At 68.7% G+C, this 20,961-nt stretch carries 24 protein-coding genes; 13 read left to right on the top strand and 11 right to left on the bottom strand.

From position 1 onward, the window contains the following. Nucleotides 1–101: 101 nt before the first annotated feature. The 3 genes from ACQUQR_RS07335 to ACQUQR_RS07325 form a co-directional block, all read right to left on the bottom strand. Nucleotides 102–506 (bottom strand): DUF6677 family protein, encoded by a 405-nt coding sequence (locus tag ACQUQR_RS07335; protein WP_435195806.1) that lies wholly within the window; start codon nt 504–506, stop codon nt 102–104. A 65-nt stretch (nt 507–571) separates the two neighbouring features. Next, nucleotides 572–1,240, bottom strand: a complete 669-nt coding sequence (locus tag ACQUQR_RS07330) for a type I 3-dehydroquinate dehydratase (protein WP_435195805.1) — start codon at nt 1,238–1,240, stop codon at nt 572–574. A gap of 34 nt (nt 1,241–1,274) precedes the next feature. Continuing rightward, a complete protein-coding gene (locus ACQUQR_RS07325) occupies nt 1,275–2,279 on the bottom strand; it encodes a DNA-methyltransferase (RefSeq protein ID WP_435195804.1) in 1,005 nt (334 codons plus the stop codon). A 96-nt stretch (nt 2,280–2,375) separates the two neighbouring features. On the opposite strand from ACQUQR_RS07325, the gene ACQUQR_RS07320 reads away from it, so the two are divergent. Next, the gene (locus ACQUQR_RS07320) at nt 2,376–2,699 is read left to right on the top strand and encodes a transcription factor S (protein WP_435195803.1); all 324 of its coding nucleotides are present in this window, start codon (nt 2,376–2,378) and stop codon (nt 2,697–2,699) included. Nucleotides 2,700–3,280: 581 nt separating this feature from the next. After that, entirely contained in the window at nt 3,281–3,838 is a 558-nt protein-coding gene (locus ACQUQR_RS07315; RefSeq protein ID WP_435195802.1) for a hypothetical protein, read from the top strand. Here ACQUQR_RS07315 and ACQUQR_RS07310 read toward each other — a convergent pair whose 3' ends face one another. From ACQUQR_RS07310 to ACQUQR_RS07300, 3 genes are all read right to left on the bottom strand, one after another. Next, entirely contained in the window at nt 3,839–4,567 is a 729-nt protein-coding gene (locus tag ACQUQR_RS07310) for a methyltransferase domain-containing protein (protein ID WP_435195801.1), read from the bottom strand. Beyond that, the gene (locus ACQUQR_RS07305; RefSeq protein WP_435195800.1) at nt 4,564–4,971 is read right to left on the bottom strand and encodes a nascent polypeptide-associated complex protein; all 408 of its coding nucleotides are present in this window, start codon (nt 4,969–4,971) and stop codon (nt 4,564–4,566) included. Before ACQUQR_RS07305 ends, ACQUQR_RS07310 begins: the two co-directional genes overlap by 4 nt. A gap of 63 nt (nt 4,972–5,034) precedes the next feature. Further along, nucleotides 5,035–5,505, bottom strand: a complete 471-nt coding sequence (locus tag ACQUQR_RS07300) for a PUA domain-containing protein (protein WP_435195799.1) — start codon at nt 5,503–5,505, stop codon at nt 5,035–5,037. A 119-nt stretch (nt 5,506–5,624) separates the two neighbouring features. Here ACQUQR_RS07300 and ACQUQR_RS07295 point away from each other — a divergent pair, with 119 nt between their 5' ends. Continuing rightward, nucleotides 5,625–5,807 (top strand): hypothetical protein, encoded by a 183-nt coding sequence (locus tag ACQUQR_RS07295; protein WP_435195798.1) that lies wholly within the window; start codon nt 5,625–5,627, stop codon nt 5,805–5,807. 193 nt (nt 5,808–6,000) lie between these two features. On the opposite strand, the gene ACQUQR_RS07290 is transcribed toward ACQUQR_RS07295, so the two are convergent. Next, entirely contained in the window at nt 6,001–6,498 is a 498-nt protein-coding gene (locus tag ACQUQR_RS07290; protein WP_435195797.1) for an NYN domain-containing protein, read from the bottom strand. 304 nt (nt 6,499–6,802) lie between these two features. Here ACQUQR_RS07290 and dapA point away from each other — a divergent pair, with 304 nt between their 5' ends. The 6 genes from dapA (at nt 6,803) to ACQUQR_RS07260 (ending at nt 12,568) form a co-directional block, all read left to right on the top strand. Further along, complete coding sequence (dapA, locus tag ACQUQR_RS07285; protein ID WP_435195796.1) at nt 6,803–7,681, top strand: 4-hydroxy-tetrahydrodipicolinate synthase; 879 nt, start codon at nt 6,803–6,805, stop codon at nt 7,679–7,681. After that, entirely contained in the window at nt 7,678–8,409 is a 732-nt protein-coding gene (gene dapB / locus ACQUQR_RS07280; protein ID WP_435195795.1) for a 4-hydroxy-tetrahydrodipicolinate reductase, read from the top strand. Before dapA ends, dapB begins: the two co-directional genes overlap by 4 nt. Beyond that, nucleotides 8,406–9,236, top strand: a complete 831-nt coding sequence (locus tag ACQUQR_RS07275) for a 2,3,4,5-tetrahydropyridine-2,6-dicarboxylate N-succinyltransferase (RefSeq protein WP_435195794.1) — start codon at nt 8,406–8,408, stop codon at nt 9,234–9,236. Before dapB ends, ACQUQR_RS07275 begins: the two co-directional genes overlap by 4 nt. A 202-nt stretch (nt 9,237–9,438) precedes the next feature. Beyond that, nucleotides 9,439–10,647: a diaminopimelate decarboxylase gene (gene lysA / locus ACQUQR_RS07270; protein WP_435195793.1), complete on the top strand. Its 1,209-nt coding sequence runs from the start codon at nt 9,439–9,441 to the stop codon at nt 10,645–10,647. Next, entirely contained in the window at nt 10,641–11,495 is an 855-nt protein-coding gene (dapF, locus tag ACQUQR_RS07265; protein WP_435195792.1) for a diaminopimelate epimerase, read from the top strand. Before lysA ends, dapF begins: the two co-directional genes overlap by 7 nt. A 5-nt stretch (nt 11,496–11,500) precedes the next feature. Continuing rightward, entirely contained in the window at nt 11,501–12,568 is a 1,068-nt protein-coding gene (locus ACQUQR_RS07260; protein WP_435195791.1) for a M20 family metallopeptidase, read from the top strand. Nucleotides 12,569–12,635: 67 nt separating this feature from the next. Here the strand turns inward: ACQUQR_RS07260 and ACQUQR_RS07255 are convergent, their stop codons facing one another. The 3 genes from ACQUQR_RS07255 to purB form a co-directional block, all read right to left on the bottom strand. Continuing rightward, nucleotides 12,636–12,842, bottom strand: coding sequence for a zinc ribbon domain-containing protein (locus ACQUQR_RS07255; protein WP_435195790.1), 207 nt, complete (start codon nt 12,840–12,842; stop codon nt 12,636–12,638). Between the two features lie 57 nt (nt 12,843–12,899). Next, a complete protein-coding gene (locus ACQUQR_RS07250) occupies nt 12,900–13,109 on the bottom strand; it encodes a hypothetical protein (RefSeq protein WP_435195789.1) in 210 nt (69 codons plus the stop codon). Between the two features lie 68 nt (nt 13,110–13,177). Beyond that, nucleotides 13,178–14,557, bottom strand: a complete 1,380-nt coding sequence (gene purB, locus ACQUQR_RS07245; RefSeq protein ID WP_435195788.1) for an adenylosuccinate lyase — start codon at nt 14,555–14,557, stop codon at nt 13,178–13,180. A gap of 168 nt (nt 14,558–14,725) precedes the next feature. On the opposite strand from purB, the gene purH reads away from it, so the two are divergent. From purH to ACQUQR_RS07225, 4 genes are all read left to right on the top strand, one after another. After that, entirely contained in the window at nt 14,726–16,336 is a 1,611-nt protein-coding gene (purH, locus tag ACQUQR_RS07240; protein ID WP_435195787.1) for a bifunctional phosphoribosylaminoimidazolecarboxamide formyltransferase/IMP cyclohydrolase, read from the top strand. Nucleotides 16,337–16,594: 258 nt separating this feature from the next. Further along, a complete protein-coding gene (locus tag ACQUQR_RS07235; RefSeq protein WP_435195786.1) occupies nt 16,595–16,918 on the top strand; it encodes a hypothetical protein in 324 nt (107 codons plus the stop codon). Between the two features lie 58 nt (nt 16,919–16,976). Then, nucleotides 16,977–19,409 carry a dihydropteroate synthase gene (gene folP / locus ACQUQR_RS07230; protein WP_435195785.1) on the top strand — a complete coding sequence of 811 codons (2,433 nt, stop codon included), beginning with the start codon at nt 16,977–16,979 and terminating at the stop codon, nt 19,407–19,409. 30 nt (nt 19,410–19,439) lie between these two features. After that, nucleotides 19,440–19,901, top strand: a complete 462-nt coding sequence (locus tag ACQUQR_RS07225; protein WP_435195784.1) for a DUF6653 family protein — start codon at nt 19,440–19,442, stop codon at nt 19,899–19,901. Here ACQUQR_RS07225 and ACQUQR_RS07220 read toward each other — a convergent pair. After that, complete coding sequence (locus ACQUQR_RS07220; RefSeq protein WP_435195783.1) at nt 19,880–20,917, bottom strand: glycosyltransferase; 1,038 nt, start codon at nt 20,915–20,917, stop codon at nt 19,880–19,882. The genes ACQUQR_RS07225 and ACQUQR_RS07220 overlap by 22 nt on opposite strands. Nucleotides 20,918–20,961 lie beyond the last annotated feature (44 nt).

Raw genomic sequence — 20,961 nt, 5'->3', positions numbered from 1 at the left:
CGCTCCGGGTTAATATATTTCCAGTCGTTCACGCTCGAGGCGGCATCCTTCGCTCGTAGATGGTGAAAAACGAGTGGAAGCGGAGGGAAATCTGAACGGCGCTACTCCTCTCGAACGACCTCGAACTCCTGGGTACACCAGTGGCAGAAGCCGAACTCGGGGTTCGCCTCGCGGCCGCAGGTCGGACACCGCGGCACGTCGGGATTGGCGTAGAAGTTCCCGCGGACGGCGAGCCAGTAGGCGTCGATGGTGGAGAACGCGGTGACGGTGGTGAGCGCGATGGAGGCCGCGAGCGGGAGACTGCCGAGCGTCGCCAGCATGGCCTCTGCGGTGCCGACGGGGTCGGTGAGCGAGAGGCCCGTCCCGGCGGCGAACGCGAGCGTGACGGTCCAGAGCGTGAACCACAGCAGGGCGCGGGACCACTCCCGCAGGTAGGCGTGGCCGAGGCCGGGCAGGAAGGCGAGGACGGCGGCCAGCCACGGCCGGCGATAGCGCACGCGGGTCATTGGATCCCGTATCGGACGTAGCGGCATAAACCCCCGGAATCGGTCAGACGCCCGTCATCGGCGCGTCAGCGGAGGGCCTCGACGAGCCCGCGGAGGGTCTCGAGGTCGTACTGCCCCGGTGCGGTGGCGTTCGCGGGGTCGACGGGCGCGTAGCCGATCTTCGAGCCGTAGACGGGCGCGACGGCGCGGGTGTGGCTCCCCGCGTCGCCCATCGCCATCGTCGCCACGCGCGCGCCCTCGCGGGTGAGCGCCCGGGTCGCGGCGAGCAGCGCGAGGGTGTCGTCCGCGTCGTGGGCCGTGACGGCGAGTTTCCCCACGTCGCCGGCGCCCGCGGCCCGCGCGAGCAGCCGTTCCAGCTGCTCCTGGTCGGGCGTCGCCTCGAAGTCGTGGACGCTCACGACGACCGTCGCGTCGTGCTCGTGAGCGTGGGCGACGGTCTCCCGGCCCTTCGGCTCCTCGACGACGGCGAGCTCGATGTCGATGGCCTCGACCGAGGGGTGTTCAGCCGCGGTTCGGAGGTCGGCGAGTCGGCCCTCCTCGGGTGCCTCACCCCCCTCCCACGTCGCGCGGTTGGTGGCGAGGATGGGGAGCTCCCCGGAATAGGCGTCGAGCGCGTCGAGCGGGTCGTCGGCGAGGTCCATCCGGAACTCCACGCAGTCGGCGTGTGCGCGGGCGGCGGGCTCCTCACCCAGGTCGGCCGTGCTGGCGGCGAGCGTGAAATCGTCGAACTCCATACCCCCCACTCAGGAGGGGAACAAAAAAAGCGCCCTAAACCGGCTCGTACTGCGCCGTCCACGGGCCGTCCCCGTCCAGAGCGGCGATGTCGTAGAGCCGGATTCCGGACTCCTGGTTCGTCACCACGTCGAAGTCGTAGTGGTCGGCGGGGTACTCACCGCCCCCCTCGCGCTCCTCGAGGAACTCCCGGTGGGCCTCCAGTCGCCCCTCCGTCACGCGGGTCGCGAGGTCCGGCACGGACGCGGGGTCGAACCCCTCCACGAGCCCTGCATCGCGCTCGTAGCCCACCGACGAGCGGCCGGCGACCATCGCCGCGACGGTCGTCGTCCCCGTTCCCCAGAACGGGTCGAGCACGGTGTCCTCGTAGACGGAGAACATCCGAATGAGGCGATGGGGAATCTCGAACGGGAACGCGCCCGAGCGGTCCCGGTCGCCGGTGGCGAGCGCCTGTTGCTCGCCTCGAATCTCCCAGAGGTCGGAGAACCACTCGTTGCGCTCCTCCCAGAAGTACGCCGACTCGTAGCGTCTCCTGTCCCCGGCGGGGAACGACCGCGTCGTCCCGTTCCTGAACACGAGGATGTGCTCGTGTTCGAGGGTGGGGTAGGCGTTCGTCGGCACCATCCCCGAGCCCATGAACTTCGTCCGGCTGTTCGTGGGTTTGCGCCAGAGGATATCGGGGAGGGGTCGAAAGCCGTGTTCGCGCATCCGGCGCGTGATCTCCGCGGCGTTCGGGTACTGCGTGAACCCCTCGACCGAGCGCGTGGCGTCCCCGACGTTCACGCACACGATGCCGCCGGGACGGACGACCTCGGGGAGCCGGCCCCACACCTCGTCGAGCAGGTCGTGCATCAGCTCGAACGCGCGGTCCCCGTCCTCCGCGTCGAGCGCCTCCCCGATCGCGGGGTCCTGCGCCGCGAACGACTCGTCCCACATCTCCACCATCGGGTAGGGTGGCGAGGTGACCACGAGGTCCACGCTGTCCGCGGGCAGCGACAGCTCACGGGCGTCGCGTGCGTGGACAGCGTGGGTCGTCTGCATAGCTTCCCCGTCGCCGTCCCCGCATACGGGTCTTATGGTCTCGCTCGGTTGGACGAATCCCCGAATTTATGTAGGCTCCCGACCCTTCGACCGGGTATGCAATTCTGCGACGAGTGCGGCTCGATGATGCACACGAACGGCGACTACTGGGAGTGCCGCTCCTGTGGCCACGAGGAGCTTCGCGACGCCGCGAAAGAGGAGGGAATGACCACCAAGGAGGGCCGCGACGAGAACGCCGGCCCCGTCGTCATCGAGTCCTCGGAGGACATCGGCCTCCCGACGACGAAGGCGAAGTGCCCCGAGTGTGGCAACGACCGCGCGTTCTACGAGATGAAACAGATCCGCTCGGCCGACGAATCGGAAACGCGCTTTTTCACCTGCACCGAGTGCGACAAGAAGTGGCGCGAAGACGACCACTAGGCTGATTTTGTTTTACTCTCGCTCGTTTTCGTGATTGGTGGCTAGCTGTTGTTCTCTTCGGCCGTGTCTGCTTCTTGAGTGCTATCGGCTCCGCCAACAACAGGTAGAAAGCCCCGACGCGCTGGAGTCGGTGCGCCCGCTGTCGTTCGAAAATCGGCGATCTTCGTGATGACGAGAGAGCGAAGCTCTCTCGAACCACGCTCCTCGTCGTCCACTTCGTTCACTCCTGCGGTGCTTGTCGGTGCGCGCCTTCCTCCACCGCGTCGCCCCTTTCAGTCCCACCCACGGTGGATTCCCGACTGTTCGACTCTCGGCGGCTGGCCGAGCAGCCGACCCGGGTGGACTGAAAGGGGCCGCTCTCTCGGCGAAGGCGGACGACGCAAGCTCCGCAGCGAACGTAGTGAGCGAGGAGCGCAGCGAGGCCCCCGAGTCGAGAGAGCGGGGGCTTTCGAGGTGGTGTTGGCGGACCTGTCTCGTGCGGTCACGTGAAAATCCACGGAGTATCACACCCAGAAAGAACATCCTCAACAAAACAGCCGAGAGGCGCGCATCTAAGGCCCTCGCGTCCGTTCTCCCGAGCAATGCCGAGAACACCGACCCCCCCGGCTGACCTCCTCGCCGACTGGACGCTCACGGAGGAGACGACGGAGACGGTGTTCAGCCTGCCGACGGCGACGGTGGAGGGGCACACGCGGCTGTACGAGGACGAGGGGCTCAGAGCGCAGGTGGTCGAGGCGGGCGGGGCGGACAGACGCTGGCGGTTCTTCTTCACGACGGCACTCGAATTTCAGCCGCCACTCGCGCCCGCGGTCGTCCCGATGGTGAAGCCCTCGGTCGTCACGGAGGCCAAACGAACCTTCGCGAGCGACCTCCGGGAACGCGGGTTCGAGAACGTCGAGACGGGCCGGACGGAGACGGTCCGCGTTCGGTCCGGTGCGCGGGCACGGCTCACCGCCTATCGGGCGACGCTCTCCTCGGGGGAGACCGACCTCTCAATCCGGGGCTACCTCGCGGTGTGGCACGACGACGGCTTCCTCCTTGCAGGGGGTGCCTACCCGCAGGGCGGTGTCTCGGGTGCCGAAATCGACCCCGGAGAATACAGAACCGAGTTGCTCGATCTGATTCGCGCGGTGGCGTGATCAGACCGGGTCGTAGCGCGCGAACGTCAGATACCCCGTGTGACCCACGCCAGCCGTGGAGGGGCGCGAGCCGCGCTCGTCGAAGTCCATGTGGCGCTGGATGGTCTCCAGCGTCTCGACAGCCGAGAGCTCGGCCTCGCGCGCGGCCTCGACGCAGGCGCGCGTGGACTCGATAAAGGGGGAGTAGACGGCGACGTAGCCGCCGGGAACGAGCAGGTCGGGGGCGTGTCCCACCACGTCCGCGGCGTCCGCGGTGTCGAGGGTGAGGGTGTCGAACCCCGAGAGGTCGTCCAGCTCGTCGGTGATATCGCCGGTGCGGACCTCGACGGTGTCGGCGACCCCGGCTGTCGCCATGTTCTGGCGGGCGTTCTCCGCGAACTCCTCGCTCTGTTCGTAGGTCGTGACCTGCACGCCGAGTCGGCCGAGATACGCCGACAGGACACCCGTGCCGGTCCCCGCATCGAGGACGTGGTCGCCCGAAGAGAGGCCGGTGTGGCCGATGATGAGCCCGATGTCGCGGGGCATCATCGGGGCCCCCGTCCGGTCGAGGTGGTCGAAGAGGTCCGGCCCGCGGGGTTTGCGGACGTGGAACTGTTCGCCGATGTGGGATTCGAGTACGTCGCCGGGCTGGACGTCCTCGGGCACCTCGAGGATGCCCAGGTCGGACTCCAACCGGCTGCCGGGCTCGACGAGGTACTCCCGATCGGGACGAACGAGGAGGACGCTCACTCCAGCCGCTCGACCGCCGCGGCGAGATCGCCGTCCGTCGCTTCGAGGGCGGCGCGGGCGTCCTCCTTCGAGGCGCCGGCGCGCCCCGCGACGATCTCGATGTCGGCCTCGGGGATCTCGTCGCCGGCCTCGCTCTCGTCGTCGGCCTCGCTCTCGTCGTCGCCGGCCTCGCCGGCCTCCACGGCGGGGGCCTCCGACCGCGGGCGGGTGTCGGGCGAACCGACGATCTGGTACGTCTCCTGGCCCTGGGCGTCCATCTTCTGGACCTCGGGCTCGTTGAAGACGAGCTCCTCGTCTGCGGTGCGGATGATGACCTCCTCGGCGTCGATCTCGGTGAGGTCGATGCCCATCTGGTTCATCATCTGTTTCATCTTGCGCGGGTTCAGACCGCCTCCTCCGAACATACCCGAAGCGTGGGTCGGGGCATAAAAAAGCGCACCGCCTTCTCTCCCGGCCGCGGCGACGGATTACTCCGTGCGGCCCTCGCGCACTTTCACCGCCATCCCGGTCTTGAAATCCAGCATCGCGCTCGCGGGAAGCTCCGCGCGGCCGACGGCGAGGAGGTCGCCCTCCTCGTGGACCACGGCCACCTCGTCGACCGGTCGGACCGCGGGGTCAACGTCCCGGACGAACTTCGCGAAGACGTTCTTCCCGTCGCGCACGAACGGCTCGCTATCGTCGCCCACGACGACGGTGTAGGCGCCCTCCGGGAGCGCCGCGAGCAGGCGCTCGCCGCCCGCGATACCGAGGGTGAACCGCCCGTCGTTCCCGTAGGAGACGATGCGCTCGCCGTCGGGGACCTGGATCTGTGCGGGTCGCCCGGAGGAGGTCCGGATGACGTCGATGGGCTCGTCCGTGGGGAAGAGGGCTGCCCCCGCGCCCGCCCCGAACTGGTAGTCGGCGACCGTCGTGAGGGTCGCTCGCTCGTCCGCGTTCATACCCGAGCCAGCGGGTCGGGACGAATACCGCTTTCGTGTCTCGCGTGTTGGGTGGCAACACACGACAAACATGATTGAAATCCGTCGTGTTTATGCGGGAGAACTCGGAATCCGGCCGTATGGCAACGGACACGCGGAAGGTCGCACTCGGTGTGCTGCTGCTCGTCGCGAGCACGGTCGTCATCCTCGCGACGGGAACGAGAGGGAGCGAAGTCCCCGGGATTCTCGCGGGGCTCGGCGCGCTCGGGATGGCCGCCGGCTCGCTGCTCGTCGGGATGTCCGAGGAGAACGCGGCGGTCTAAACTGGTTTCGAGGGCGAGTTCCCCGCGTCACCGGACGCGGTGGTGAAGCCGCCGACCTCCACGGACACAACGCGGGTGTTCGGGTGTTACTGCTTCCACGCAACCGAGAGGGAGCGCGGAGAGAATTAAAGTTCGTTGCGTCGGCAGTGCGAGACAAAACACGGATGCCACGGGCCACCGCGCCCGTGGTACTTCACAGCAGATACTTATCCGGGTTCTCGCTCATGTCGATGAAGGAGTCCGCAGCCTCGCGGAGCTCCTTCGCGGAGGACTCACCGAAGCTGAACACCTCGACGCGCACGCCCTCGTGTCGCAGGTGCGAGCAGAGGCGGGTGAAGTCCCCGTCGCCCGAACAGAGCACGAGGGTGTCGACGTGGCTCGCGAGGGTGACGGCGTCCAGCGAGATACCCACGTCCCAGTCGGCCTTCTTCGTCCCGTCGGTGAACGTCTTGATCTCCTTGATCTTGGCCTCGAAGCCGATGTCGCGCAGCGCGTCGAAGAAGTCCTCCTCGGCGGGGGAGTCGGCGCGGATGACGTAGGCGATGGCCCGGACGAGCTCGCGGTCGAAGACGGCGGCGTCGAGGAGGGCGGTGTAGTCGATGTTCCGCGAGTAGAGACTGTGCGCGGAGTGATAGAGGTTCTGCGAGTCCGCGAGTACGGCGACTCGCTGGCTCGAGTGGAGCGGCGGCATACTCCACTCTCGATGCGGCATGGTTGAAAGGGTGTCGGGATGGCCGGCGTCCGGCGCGCCCTCGTGGGGCGTGTTCACACGCCCGGCGCGATTTGCACGCGGCGCAACGCCTAAGTCCGTTCATGCCGGTATCCCGTATATGCGAGAGGCCACACCCAGAGACGCTCGGTCGACGAGCGGTGGGTGTGTTCGCGCTGTTTTCAAAGGCAAACGCCCGCGATAGGCTTCCGGCGGGCGTAGCGCCCCCGTCGCTGGCCGTTCCGACCGGGCACTGCGCGCCGACCATCACCACCAACACACAGCCATGACACGAACATTCGCGGGCGTCTTCCCGGCGCTCACCACGCCGTTCCACGACGACGAAAGCATCGACTTCGACTGCCTCCAGGAGAACGTTCGCCGCCTCGAACGGGGCGGCGTCCACGGCGTCGTCCCCGTCGGCACCACCGGCGAGTCGGCCACGATGAGCCACGACGAGCATATCGAGGTCATCGAGGCCGTCGTCGACGCCGTCGAGGAGATCCCCGTCATCGCCGGCTCCGGATCGAACAACACTCGCGAGGCGCTGGCGCTCTCCCGCCGCGCGGCCGACGCGGGCGCGGACGGCCTGCTTCTCATCTCCCCGTACTACAACAAGCCCGAACCCGCGGGCATGGAGGCGCACTTCCGCACCATCGCGGACGAGATCGATCTTCCCCAGATCATCTACAACGTCCCCTCCCGGACGGGCCGCAACATCGCCGTCGAGACGGCCGTGAACCTCGCTTCGCACGAAAACATCGCGGGGTACAAGGCCGCCTCCGGGGACTTAAACCGGGTCGCCGAGGTCATCGAGCGCACCCGCCACGAGGAGTTCACCGTTCTCTCGGGTGACGACCAGCTCACCCTCCCCATCATGTCCATGGGCGGGACGGGCACTATCAGCGTGGCGGGCAACGTCGAACCCGAGCGAACGAGTACCATGGTCGATTACGCCCTCGCGGAGGACTACGAGGCGGCCCGCGAGCTCCACTACGAGCTCGGCCCGCTGTTCCGCACGCTGTTCATCGAATCGAACCCCATCCCGGTGAAGGAGGCGCTCGCCATCCGCGGCGAGATGCCCCCGACGATGCGCCAGCCCCTCTCCCGGATGGGGGAAGAGAACCTCGAAACCCTGCGAGGCGTCCTCGCTGATCTGGAATGAGGGTCGCCGTCGCCGGCGCCACGGGCCGCACGGGCTCGGAGATCGTCGCGGAGGCACGCGAGCGCGGCCACACGGTCCACGCGCTCTCGCGTGAGCCCGTGGGCGAGGAGCGCGACATCGCCCATCTCCCGGCCGTCCTCCGGGACGAAACCGATGTCCTCATCGACTTCACCGTCCCCGAGGCCACCGTCGACCACGTACAGGTCGCCGCCGAGACGGGGACTCCCATCGTCGTCGGGACGACGGGCTTCTCGGAGGAGGGACTCGACGCGCTTTCCGACGCCGCCGAGTCCACGCCCGTCCTCCGCGCCTCGAACTTCGCGCCCGGCGTACAGGCACTGTTGCGCGTCGTCCGCGCGGGCGTCGAGGCGCTCCCCGAGTACGATATCGAGATGACGGAGACGCACCACAACGGGAAGCGCGATGCCCCCTCGGGGACGGCAAATACCGTCTTGAACGAAATCGATGCCGCCCGCGAGGCCGCACTCGAACGCGTGTACGGTCGCGAAGGTGAACAGCCGCGCGAGGACGGCGAGGTCGGCGTCCACGTCCGCCGTGCGGGCAACGTCCGCGGGGAGCACGAGGTGCTGCTCGCGGGGAACGACGAGGTGCTCACCCTGACCCACCGCGCGGAGTCCCGGCGCGTGTTCGCGGCGGGGGCGGTGGACGCGGCCGAATGGGTTCGCGAGCAGGACGCCGGCGAATACGAGTTCAGTGAGACGCTATGAGTTTGGAATCCGACATCGACGACCTGTGGCAGCGCTATCAGACCGACCTCGACGCCGAGAGCGCGGACGAGGCCGACTACGCCCTCCTCGGGGAGTTCCTCGACGCGCTCGAAGCGGGCGAGGTGCGGGCCGCCGAGAAGCGCGGTGGCGAGTGGGAGGCCAACGCCTGGGTGAAGCAGGGCATCCTCCTCAACTTCGGCCTGCGTGACATCCAGGCGTTCGAGTACGGCGACGTGGCCTACCACGACGTGCTCCCCCTCCGGAACACGGACGACCTGCCCGCACGCGGCACCCGCAACACCCCCGACGGGACGGTCATCCGCCGTGGTGCCCACATCGGGAGCAACGCGATCCTGATGAGCCCCGCCTTCGTCAACATCGGGGCGCACGTCGGCGACGGCACGCTCGTCGACTCCTGTGACACCGTCGGCTCCTGTGCGCAGATCGGCGAGAACGTCAAGCTCGGCGCGAACACGCTCATCGGCGGCGTCCTCGAACCGGTCGAGGGTGCGCCGGTCGTCGTCGAGGACGACGTGTCCCTGGGCGCTGGCTGTCGCGTCACCTCCGGCTTCGTCGTGGGCGAGGGCTCTATCGTGGGCGAGAACACCCTCCTGACGCCCCGAATCCCCGTCTACGACCTCGTCGAGGAGGAGGTTCTCTACGGGGAGCTCCCGCCGAACCGCCGTGCCTTTACCAGATTTGTGGAGTCCTCCATCGGCGACCACGACCTGTTCGAGGGCGGCGCGTACAAGCCCGCCGTCGTCGCCACACACGTCGAGGAGGACACCCTCGAAGCGACCCAGCGCGAGGAGGCACTGCGAGAGTGATTCCGATGTGCAGAGGCGTACAACACCTCGGAAGCCCTCGGCCGCTCGCGGTCGCTGCGCGAGATATCCGCGCACGCGATAGGGCTCGCGCAGGCGACTCTCCTACCGGCGCGACCGGCCTCGCCCTTCCCATCCACCAGGGGCGCGGAGGGCAGACCGAGCGAACCGACACGCAAGCCCGGTGTGCGCCGAGGTGGGCCGTATGAGCGGTGACGTACGGCGGCTCGCCGACTGGGACGCCGAGCGACTGCGCGCGCTCGCCGACGAGTACGGGACGCCCACGTACGTCCTCGACCTCGACAGGATCACGGAGAACTGCGCGACCCTCCGGTCGGCATTCCCCGAGGCGCACGTCGCCTTCGCGGTGAAGGCGAACACCACCCGCGCGGCGCTGGAGACGGTGCTGGAGGCGGGCCTCGACGCGGAGTGCGCCGCGGCTGGCGAGGTCCACCGCGCACTCGAAGCCGGGTTCCCGCCCGAGCGCATCCGGTACACGGCCGTGCTCCCGCCGGAGGCGGACCTCGACTTCGTCACCCAGCACGACATCACCATCACGGTCGGCGCGCTGGACACCCTCGACTCCCTCGAACGGCGGGGGTTCGACGGCCGGCTCGCCGTCCGCGTCAACCCGGGTATCGGCGCGGGCCACCACGCGAAGGTGACGACGGGGACGGAACCGAAGTTCGGCATCCCCTACGAGCGCGCCGTGGAGGCCTGCGAGCGCGCCCGCGAGGTCGGTGAGCTGGTGGGGATCCACGCCCACGCCGGCTCCGGCATCTCGGGTGAGGACCTCTCTGCCCACCGCGCGCTCGTCGAGCGGATGGGTGACCTCGCGCGGGATGTCGGCGACCTCGAGTTCGTCGACGTGGGCGGTGGCTTCGGCGTCCCCTACCGCGAGGACGAACCGCCGCTGGACCTCGATGCTGTCGCGGCCGCGACCCGCGAGGCGCTCGGCGAGACGGACGCCCAGCTCGCGGTCGAGCCGGGGCGCTACGTCACGGCCGACGCGGGGGTGCTCCTCACCCGGGTGAACACGGTGAAGGAGACGCCCGAGACCCCCGTGGTAGGTGTCGACGCCGGCATGACGACGCTCGTCCGACCGGCGATGTACGGCGCGTACCACGCGATTCGGACCCTCGCGGCCGATGCGGACGCGCGGACGGTACGCGAGGTGGAGATGGCGGGCCCCGTCTGTGAGACCTCGGACGTGCTCGCCCGGGAGCGGTCCCTTCCCGACCCAATCCGGGGTGACGTGCTGGCCATCGGGAACGCCGGTGCGTACGGCTACGAGATGAGTTCCCAGTACAACTCGCGGCCCCGCCCGGCCGTCGTCGCCCTCACGGGGGATGACGACCGGCTCGCAGTACGGCGGGAGACGCTCGCGGACCTCACGGCACTAGAACAATGGTAGCAATCGAGAAGTATCACGGCACTGGTAACGACTTCGTCATCGTCGACGCAGCAGAGGACGTCCCGGACCGACGCGGGTTCGCCATCGAGCTCTGCGACCGGACCGCGGGCATCGCCCACGACGACAGCGACACCACCGGCGCGGACGGCATCCTGTTTCTCGCGCTGGAAGCGGAGTACAGACCCCCGCGAGTGGTCATGACGCTCGTCCAGCCGGACGGGAGCGTCGCCGCGATGTGCGGGAACGGCGCGCGCTGTGCGGCCGCGTGGGCCGCCGAACGAACCGGCGCCGACGAGGTGATGATCGACACGCCCTCCGGCACCCGCCACGCCGTCATCGACGGCGACGAGGTGGAGATCGAGATGGGCGCGCCCACCTTCGACCCCGCGTGGGTTCCCGCCGAGGCCGACGAACCGCTCATCGAGACCGATATCGAGGGGCTCACCGTCACCGCCGTCAACACCGGCGTCCCCCACGCCGTCGCGTTCGTCGACGACGTGGACGAAGTCGACATCGACGCGGTCGCCCCCGCCGTGCGCCACGCCGACGTGTTCCCGGAGGGTGCGAACGTGACGTTCGCCTCCCGCGAAGGGGATGGCTACCGCCAGCGCACGTTCGAGCGCGGCGTCGAGGGTGAGACCCGCTCCTGTGGCACGGGTGCGGTCGCGGTCGCCGCGGTCGCCCATCGCCTCGGCCACATCGAGACGGGTGAGACGGTGCGCGTCTCCCCGCCGGGTGGCGACCTGCAGGTGACGGTCGGCGACGGGGAGTCGTTCCTTCGCGGCCCCGCCGTCCTCGACTTCGAGACGACGGTCTCCGCGACCCCGCCGCGGATCCACGGCGACTGACCGGGATGTTCGATATCGAGACGTTCCACGCCGAAGCCGTCCGGACCCCCTCACACGAGGACGTGGCCGCGATGCGGGCGTTCCTCCTCCAGACGCTCGAAGCCCACGGCGTTCCCGCCGAGGTGGACGACGCGGGCAACGTCCTCGCGACGAAGGGCGACGGGAGTCCGCACGTCGTGTTGAACACGCACATCGACACCGTCCCGCCCCACATCCCCTACGAGCGCGACGGCGACACGGTGCGGGGGCGCGGTGCCTGCGACGCCAAGGGCCCCCTCGCCGCGCTGCTCGACGCCTTCCTCGCCACCGAACCCGACGGAAAACTCACGCTCGCGGTCACCCCCGACGAGGAGGTGTACTCCACCGGCGCGGCCCATCTTCGAGAGCGGCTCTCGCCCGACTGGGTCATCGTCGGCGAACCCACCGGCCTCGACGTCTGTACCGCCGCGAAGGGCCGGTTCGAGGGCGCCGTCTCGGTGTCGGGAATCGCCGCGCACGCCGCCGAACCCGAGTCGGGACGCAACGCGATTCGCGGGGCTGCCCCCCTGCTCGAAGCCCTCGACAGCTTCGACGACGAGCACGGCCCCGGCACCCATCCCCAGCTGGGGGCGCCGACGCTCACCGTCACCACCATCGAGGGCGGGGCGGCGACGAACCAGGTGCCCGCGGAGTGTCGGTTCACCGTCGATAGACGCTCCGTACCCCCCGAAACCGCCGAGGGCTTTCGAACCTCTCTCACCGAACACCTCCGCACCCACGCCCCCGACAACCTCGGCATCAGGTTCGCGCTCACCGAGCGCGAGACCCCGTTCCTCGAGGCGTTCGCGACCGACACCGACGACCCGGTGGTCACGGCGCTGGCCGACGCCGCGGGTGGCGACGTGCGCCCCTTCACCGCCGCGACGGAGGCCTCCTACTTCGCGCAGGAGGCCCCCACGGTCGTCTTCGGCCCCGGCGACCTCGCGGACGAGGAGGGGGCGGTCGCACACGCCGAACGCGAGTACGTTCGATTAAAAGAGGTGCACGCCGCGGCCGACGCGCTCCGGGAGACCCTCGACACGCTCGTCGGCTGATTTTTCCCTGCGCCGCCTGAAGCCGGGCTATGGCTCCCCTCCAGCGCCGCGGGAGTGCCGTGAGGGCTCAGCCGAAAAAGAGGTCTATCACGTTGCCTTTCGACTGGCCGCGGTAGAGTTCGGTGAACCCACAGTTCGCACACGAGACCGTCTTGAAACTCCGATTCTGGACGTCGAACATCTTCGAGAGACCGCTGCCGCTGGTTGCGATCTCGTCGATGTCGACCTCCTCGTGGCCGCATTTCGGGCAGCCGTCTCTGTCGCCGGGGACCATACCCGTCGGTCCCGAGCGTTGGAAAATAATTTTTGTGGCGTACCGCCCGTCGGTCGGTCAGATGGACCCGACGTTGCCGCAGTTCGGACAGCGGAGCTTGACCTTGTCACTCCGAATGAGCCGGCTTTTCTTCATCGCGTTCCCCGAGCGTTTCAGACAGCGATTGTGCGTCACCGCGCCGCAGTTCCCGCACCGCTGTGCGTCGTTCTTGTTCGCCTCCCCGCTGCACACCGTGCAGTACATCTTCTTGGAACTGAAGAGCCCCATAGACAGTGTGGACTGTTGACATCCGTATATACGCACGGCATGATTATCGACTGGTATGTACTCTCGGTCTATACGTCCTCCGCGAGCTCGGCGGCGATGCCGGTGTAGCCCGCGGGCGTGAGCGCGTGGAGCTCCTCGCGCACGTCCTCGCTCACGTCGAGGTCGTCGAACAGCTCGCGGAAATCGGCGAGCGTGGCGCGCTTGCCGCGCGAGAGGGCCTTGATGCGCTCGTACGCCTGCTCGTCGCCTTCTCTTCGTAACACCGTCTGGACGGCCTCCCCGATGACCTCGGGGTTGGCGTTCAGGTCCTCCAGCATCACGTCCTCGTTGGGGGCGACCTTGTCCAGGCCGCGTTTCGTCTTCTCGTAGCCGATGAGACAGTGGGCGAAGGCCGCGCCGACGTTCCGCTTTACCGTCGAGTCGGAGAGGTCACGCTGGAGCCGGGAGGTGGTGACGTAATCGCCCAGGAAGACCAGATCCGAGTTGGCCTTCGAGAGGTTCCCCTCGCTGTTCTCGAAGTCGATGGGGTTCACCTTGTGGGGCATCGTCGAGGAGCCGGTTTCGCCCTCGACGGTCTCCTGGCCGAGATAGCGCTGGGAGACGTAGAGCCAGATGTCCTGGTCGAGATCGAGGAGGACGTTGTTCGCGTTCCGGAGGCTATCGAAGAGCGTCTGGAGGTCGTCACAGGGGTTCACCTGCGTCGTGAGGCCGTTGTGCTCGAGGCCGAGCGAGGTGACGAACTCGCGGGAGAAGGCGGGCCAGTCCACCTCGGGGTAGGCGACGTGGTGGGCGGCGTAGGTGCCCGACGCGCCGGCGAGTTTCCCCGAAAGCCCCGAGGCGGCGCGTTCGATCTCCGCGAGCGCCCGCCCGAGTCGCGCGGCGTAGACGGCCATCTCCTTCCCGAACGTCGTGGGGGTCGCGGGCTGGCCGTGGGTGCGCGCGAGCATCGGGGTCTCCGCGTAGTCGTGAGCGAACGCGACGAGGGCATCCCGGATTTCGCGGATGGCGGGGACGAGCACCTCCTCCGTGGCGGGCTTGGCCATCAGCCGCTGGGCGAGGTTGTTCACGTCCTCCGACGTGAGGCCGAAGTGGACCCACGGGGTCGCCTCTCGATTTCCGGACTCGATGAGCGCGTCGCGGACGAAGTACTCGACGGCCTTCACGTCGTGGTTCGTCGCCGCGTAGTCCTTCCACCCCTCCACTTCGAGCTGTTTGATGACTTCGGCGTCCGCGGCGTCGAACCCCTCGTAGAGCCCGCGGAGCGTCTCTCTGGTGTCCGATCCGAGCTCGAGCGGCGTCGCGTCGAGGTCGGCGAGCGCGATGAGGTACTCGGCTTCGACCTCCACGCGGGCCCGCATGAGCGCGGCCTCGCTCACGTGCGCGCGGAGCGGTTCCGTGTAACGGCCGTATCGCCCGTCGAGCGGGGAGACGGCGTAGCGCGAATCCATACGCGGGAATGTGCCCACGTGGAGTAAAGGCGTGTCGGTCCGGTCGTACACGGGGCTGCATACTTATCGCGGCACACGCCGCTCTTGGCGCGCGTAGAATGCGTGTTCGTGCATACTCTCCCTTCGACAACCGCAACTACTTTGCTTCGCCGGCCGAGCGTATCGAGTATGAAGATTGCCGGCATGGCGAGCAACCGCGGGCGGAACCTGATGCACATCGCTGACCGTGCCCCCGGCGGCGCGGCGGTGGCGGTCGTCCTCGCGAACGAGGAGGGCGCACCGGTGCTGGAGGCCGCCGCGGAGCGCGGCATCCCGACCGAAGTGGTCGTCCGTGAGGAGGACGAATCGCGCGAAGCCCACGAACGGCGCGTCCTCGACCGACTGGAGGGGTACGACTTCGATATCGTCTGTCTCGACGGCTACATGCGCGTGCTCACCGAGTCGTTCATCGACGCGGCCCCGACCATCCTCAACGTCCACCCGAGCCTGCTCCCCGCGTTTCCGGGGATGGACGCCCACGAGCAGGTACTGGAGGCGGGCGTCAGCGTCACCGGCTGTACCGTCCACGTCGTGAACGAGACCGTCGATGGGGGACCGATCGTCACGCAGGAACCCATTCCGGTGTTCGCGGACGACGACGAGGCCGCGCTCAAAGAGCGCGTCCTCTACGAAGGGGAGTTCAAGGCCTACCCGCGTGCGGTCCGCTGGTTCGCGGAGGACAAGGTGACGGTCACCGACGACGGCGTCGAGGTGGAGGGTGACGAGGCCGGCCCGTTCCCGGCCCGCCGCGTCCTTGCCGAGGACTTCGAGACGGGGCTCCGCTACGGGGAGAACCCCCATCAGGACGCCGCGCTCTACGCCGACACGGCGTGTACCGAGGCGAACGTCGTCTCGGCCGACCAGCTGAACGAGGGCGCGAAGTCCCTCTCGTACAATAACTACAACGACGCCGACGGCGCGCTCAACCTCATCAAGGAGTTCGACGAGCCCGCCGCCGCGGTAATCAAACACACCAACCCCGCCGGCTGTGCCACGGCCGACTCGCTGGCCGAGGCGTACGAGGCCGCGCTCTCGACGGACCCGATGAGCGCGTTCGGGGGCATCGTCGCGCTCAACCGCGAGTGTGACGCCGCCACCGCGGAGCTCATCACCGACTCGTTCAAGGAGGTCGTCGTCGCGCCGGGGTACACCGACGCGGCACTGGAGGTGCTCACCGAGAAGAAGAACCTTCGGGTGCTCGACGTGGGTCGCGGGGACGGGCGGACGGGCGAGTCCGCCCGGTCCGAGCTCGGCGAAATCGGCGAGCAGTACACCGAGAAGCCCATCGTCGGCGGGCGGCTCATCCAGGAGCGCGACCTCTGGGCGCCCGAGCTCGATGACCTCGAGATCGTCACGGAGCGCGAGCCGAGCGAGGAGGAGCTGGAGACGATGCTGTTCTCGTGGCGGGTGCTCAAACACGTGAAATCGAACGGCATCCTGTTCGCGAAGGGCACGGAGACGGTCGGCGTCGGGATGGGACAGGTCTCCCGCGTCGACGCGGTCCGACTCGCCGCGATGAAGGCCGAGGAGCACGCCGAGGGGAAGGACGCCGAGGGGGCGGTGATGGCCTCGGACGCCTTCTTCCCGTTCCCGGACGGCATCGAGGAGGCCGCGAAAGCCGGGATTAGCGCAGTGATTCAGCCCGGCGGCTCGGTGAACGACGAGGATGTCATCGAGGCCGCGGACGAACACGGCATGGCGATGGCGTTCACCGGGAATCGGTCGTTCCGGCACGACTGAGGGTGTGAGCCCGAAGATCGTGGGACGCGCTCTGTGTGTCTCACGGGATTGAGACCGTAGGTCGAAAGACGTGAGACGAACGGAGTGAGTCTCACGGAACTGAGCGCGTCAGCGCGAAGGCCGTAGGCCGAAGGTCGTGAGACCGTAGGTCGAAGGCGGTCTGCCCCTCCGGTCGTTCCACAGAACCACCCGCAGTCACTCGGTCTCTCTCGAGAACCGGCCACCACCGACAAGTGTTTTGCCCGAGTAGTGGGGGGCATGCAGCGCATCTGGTGGTACACCCTCGGGTTCGTGGTGGTGGGGGCAGCGCTCATCCTCACCGCGGCCGCTGGCGCGCTGGCGGGGCTCGCTGCCGTCGCGGATGGTGCGTCGCTCGCGGCCGTCGTCGACACCCTGGTCCCGTATTTCGCGGGGGTACTGCTGCTGGGTGGGCTCGCCGTCATCTGTTTCGTCGGGACACTTGCGCGGCTCATCCAGCGCGGGGTGGAGGCCTTCGACCGCGACGTGGTGAGGGAAGCCGCTCGCCGGGCCGAAGAGCGCAGTTCGACGTTGGACCGCGCCGGGATACTCGACCGGCTCTGACGACAGGGGTGGCACCGGCCTTCGAAGGGCTAAAGCGACCCGCGGAGCAGAATCGGATATGGAGTATCACGAGGCGGCGAACTTCCTGTTCGACCTCCGCCGCTACTCGCCGCGCACGGGCGTCGAGGAGACGCGCGACCTGCTCGCGCACCTCGGAGACCCTCACGAGGGGCTGCGCGTCGTGCAGGTCGCGGGGTCGAACGGGAAGGGCTCGACCGCCCGGATGGTCGAGCGGGTCTGCCGCGAGGCGGGCCTCGACGTCGGCCTCTACACCTCACCGCACCTCTCGGATCTGCGCGAACGGGTGCGCGTGAACGGCCGGAAGGCCCCGAAATCCGCGGTCACGAAGTACGTCTCCGAGATCGACGACTACGTCACCGACCGCGCCGCGGAGAACGCCTCGCCCACGTTCTTCGAGGGCGTCACCGCGTTCGCGCTCTGGGAGTTCGCCCGACAGGACGTCGATCTGGCCGTCCTCGAAGTCGGCATCGGCGGGCGCTACGACGCGACGAGCGTCTGTGACCCCGTCGCGAGCGCCGTCACCTCCGTGACGCTCGAACACAGCGACATCCTCGGGGAGACGGTCGAGGAGATCGCCTACGACAAGGCCCACGTCGTCGGCGAGCACCCGCTCGTCACCGCGGCGACGGGTGGCGCGCTCGACTCGATTCGGGAAGTGGCAGGCGAGGTCGTCCGCGTGGGGAAGGACGCCGACACCGACGTTCGCGTCAGCTACGAGGGCCGCGAGGGGCTGGAATCCGTCGTCCACATCGAGACGGCCGACTGGGCGGTCGAGGCCCACCTCCCGCTGCTCGGGGAGCACCAGGCACGGAACGCGGGCGTCGCCGCCGCGCTCTGTGTCCAGGTGCTCGATTCCGGGTTCGACACCGAAACGCTCGCCCGCGGGCTCCGGAACGCCCACTTCCCGGGGCGGTTCGAGGTGATGCGCCAGTCGCCGCTCGTCGTCCTCGACGGGGCGCACAACCCCGGCGGAAGCGCGGCGCTCGGCGACCTGCTCGCGGGGTTCGACTACGACGACCTCCACGTCGTCTTCGGGGCGATGTGCGATAAGGACCACGCGGGGATGGTCGACGGGCTCCCCGCCGTCGACTACGCGTACACCTGCCGGCCGGCACTCGACCGGGCGGAGTCCTCCGCGGCGCTCGCGCGGGTGTTCGAGTCGCGCGCCGGCTCGGTCACGAAGATGGGGAACGTCGCAGGCGCGCTCGACGCGGCGCTCGACGCGGCGGGCGAGGACGACTGCGTGCTCGTCACCGGCTCGCTCTTCACCGTCGCAGAGGCCCGCGAGCGCTGGACGCGCGTGGACATCGCCAAGCGTGTCCCCGACCTGGATACGGCCCGCGCGGTGCTCGAGGACGCGGACGTGACCGCGCCCGGCGTCTGGCGGATGCGCGGGAAAGGGGTCCACCGAGTCGTGAAGACCACCGTCCAGCCCCGGCAGGCGGAGTATCTCAAACAGGAGATGCTCTCCGTGGGTGGGGAGTGTGCCACCTCCGGGCTCTCTCAGCAGGACCGCGAGGACATCGACGTGGTGCTGATGGGCACCCTCGCGCAGTTCAAACGTCTCCTCTCGAAGCTGGAGGGCCAGCCCTACGGGCTCGAACAGCTCGGGGCACGACTCAAGAGAACGCTCGGCATCCAGCACACGCCCGAGACGCACGGCTATCCGTGGGAGGACGGGACCGCCATCATGGGCATCCTGAACGTCACGCCCGACTCGTTCCACGACGGCGGGGAGTACGACGCCCTCGAGGACGCCGTCGCCCGCGCCGAGACGATGGTCGCGAACGGCGCGGCCATCATCGACGTGGGTGGGGAGTCCACCCGGCCGGGGGCCGACGTGGTCCCCGTCGAGGAGGAGATCGACCGGGTGGTGCCCGTCATCGAGGCCATCGCCGACCTGGACGTGCTCGTCTCCGTCGACACCAGAAAGGCCGCGGTCGCCCGGGCCGCGCTCGACGCGGGCGCGGATATCCTCAACGACGTGTCGGGACTCGAAGACCCGGAGATGCGCCTCGTCGCCGCGGAGTACGACGTACCTGTGGTCGTGATGCACTCCATCGAGGCACCCGTCGACCCCTCCACTGAAATCGAGTACGACGACGTGGTGGAGGACACCATCGACGCGCTGACCGAGCGCGTGCTCCTCGCGGAGAAGGCGGGACTCGACCGCTCGCAGATCATCGTCGACCCCGGCATCGGCTTCGGGAAGACGCCGGGGGAGAGCTTCGAGTTGCTCTCGCGGGTCGACGAGTTCCACGCGCTCGGCTGTCCCGTGCTGGTGGGCCACTCCCACAAGTCGATGTTCGGGGCTATCGGCTACGAACCCGGAGAGCGGCTCCACGCGACCGTGGGCGCGAGCGCGCTGGCGGCCGAGCGCGGGGCCGACATCATCCGGGTCCACGATGTGGCGGAGAACGCCGCGGCCGTGCACACCGTGGCAGCTGTGAACGATCCACCCGAGGAGTAGGCTGACGCTCTCCCCGCGCGTAGAGCCCCTATGAACCTCCCCGACTGGGTGTGGGCGCGCCACGCCAACCCGAAGAGCGGCTGGACGCGCGTCGCCATCACCCCGCTTCTCGCCTCCGCCATCTACCACCGGCAGCCGCGGCTCCTGCTTCTCGTCCTCGGCTGGACCGTCGTGAACCCCGTCGCGTTCTCCCCACCCGAGAACGCCGACTCGTGGATGACTCGCGGGGTGCTCGCGGAGCGCGCGTGGCTCGCTGACGGGAACCGGACGGTGGGAACGGACTGGCCGAACGTCCTCAATCTGGCGAACGCGCCGGTGACGGGGTACTTCCTCTGGGCGACGCTCCGGAAGCGGCCGGTCCACACCGTCCTCGCGACGGTGCTGCTCGCGGGGCTCAAGCTCTGGTGGGTCGATGAAATAATCGAGGAGACCGGTATAACGGAAGAGAGCGAGATTCCCGCTGCCGGCTCTCAGGCCCCGGCATCGCGGTAGCAGTCGAGGTACTGCTCCAGCACGTTCTCGCGGTCGAACGGGAGCAGCGCCTCGTCGATGGTCTGCTCCGAGAGGTCACCGGCATCGACGATGGCCTCCTCGATCTCCTCGGGGGTCGTCGCGCGGAACCCCCGGTCGCGCCGCTCGACGAGTTCGTGTGCGGCCGAATCGGCCTGATACTCCACGATGCCGACACAGCCGCAGGCCAAGGCCCACAGCAGCTCCGTGGCGAACTCCTCTTTCTTCGCCGTGTGGACGAAGACGTGCGCGCCGCGGTAGGCGGCGATGCGCTCCTCTCTCGACGCCCGCCCGGCGAAGGTGACCCGGTCGCCGATTCGTAAATCGGATGCCTGCTGTTCGTACGCTTCTCTCGCGGGGCCGTCGCCGAAGACGGTACACGACCAGTCGTGCCGGCGGTGTTCCGCGAGCGCGAGCAGCAGCGATTCGAGGTTCGCGTCCTCGTCCAGCCTGCGCCCCGCGACGATGTCCGCCTCGTGCGTCGGGTCGGTCCCCCGAATCCGGTCGAACTCCACCCACTCGGGGATGACTTCTGGGGATGAGGCCCCGTAGTTCTGCACCCGCGTCGCGATATGTCGCGACGGCGTGACGACGGTGTCGGGCGTCTTGCTCGCGCGTTCGAGCGTCCGCGCGCCCGCGACGGGCTCGTCGCCGTACCAGTCCACGATGAGCGGTGCCCGCGAGAGGGTCGCGCCCGCACTCGCCGCGAGGACGGAGACGGGCGGTGCAGGAGTCGCATGAACCACGTCCGGGCGGAAGCGGGCGATGAGGAACGGGAGCCGGGCACAGAAGCTCGTCGTCGCGGGGGCCACCGTCGCCGCGCGGTAGCTCACGCGCTCGGCGTCGTGTCTGAGCTGGTGGTCGGCCCACCACTGCGAGCAGAAGAGAGCGACCTCGTGGCCTCTGCCGGCGAGCGCCTCGGCGACGGTCTCGACGCGTGCGAGGCCCTGCCGGTCCCGCCGATGGGTCGTCTCGTGTGCGACGAGGGCCACGCGCATACCGGGAGGGGACGCGGGGGGAGCAAAAACCTTGCAGTTGTCGG

The sequence above is a fragment of the Natronomonas sp. EA1 genome, assembly GCF_051195035.1.
GTDB lineage: Archaea > Halobacteriota > Halobacteria > Halobacteriales > Haloarculaceae > JBNTJV01.
The sequence above is the reverse complement of the archived record's forward strand: the minus strand, read 5'-3'. Positions and strand labels throughout refer to the sequence as shown.